Origin of the sequence: Bradyrhizobium uaiense (assembly GCF_010811875.1) — a bacterium.
Classification (GTDB): Bacteria; Pseudomonadota; Alphaproteobacteria; order Rhizobiales; family Xanthobacteraceae; genus Bradyrhizobium; species Bradyrhizobium uaiense.
In genome coordinates this window covers 1-568 of the sequence record NZ_VKHP01000568.1, presented here as the reverse complement: position 1 = coordinate 568, position 568 = coordinate 1, and the positions used below count along the sequence as shown (strand labels likewise).

The 568-nt window shown below is 59.7% G+C and carries 1 protein-coding gene; it reads left to right on the top strand.

All coding sequences use genetic code 11. From position 1 onward, the window contains the following. Nucleotides 1–568 (top strand): autotransporter strand-loop-strand O-heptosyltransferase (locus FNJ47_RS46515; RefSeq protein ID WP_163163528.1); only part of this gene is annotated, 568 nt, incomplete at both ends.

Genomic DNA, 568 nt, shown 5'->3' with positions numbered 1-568 from the left:
TGTTCCGCGACGCCTATCCGGACATCGAGTTCATCACCCACGAAGAGGTCAAGCCGGAGCGATATTACGCGACCTACAGCGTTGGCTTGTTCTTCGACGACAAGGATTGCGTCTACCAGCCGACCGATTTTCGCCATGTCGGGCTACACCGGACCGCGGGTTATATTCTGGGTGTCGATCCGACCGAGCAGCGGCCGCGCATCGTCTTCAAGGACGATGAGAGGCCGATTGCCGAACCTTACGTCTGCATCGCGGTTCAGAGCACCACGCAAAGCAAATACTGGAACAACCCGCACGGTTGGCGCGAGATCGTCAATTTCCTGAAGGCGGCCGGCTACCGGGTGGTCTGCATCGATCAGAAGGCTACGCACGGCACCCAGTTGATCTGGAACCACATTCCGAATGGTGCCGAGGATCAGACCGGCGACAAGCCGCTGGCCGAGCGGTTTCGCTACCTGAAGCACGCTGACTTCTTCATCGGCCTGTCGAGCGGCCTGTCGTGGCTTGCATGGGCCTCGGGGACGCCGGTCGTGATGATCAGCGGGTTCACCCATCCGACCAACGAATT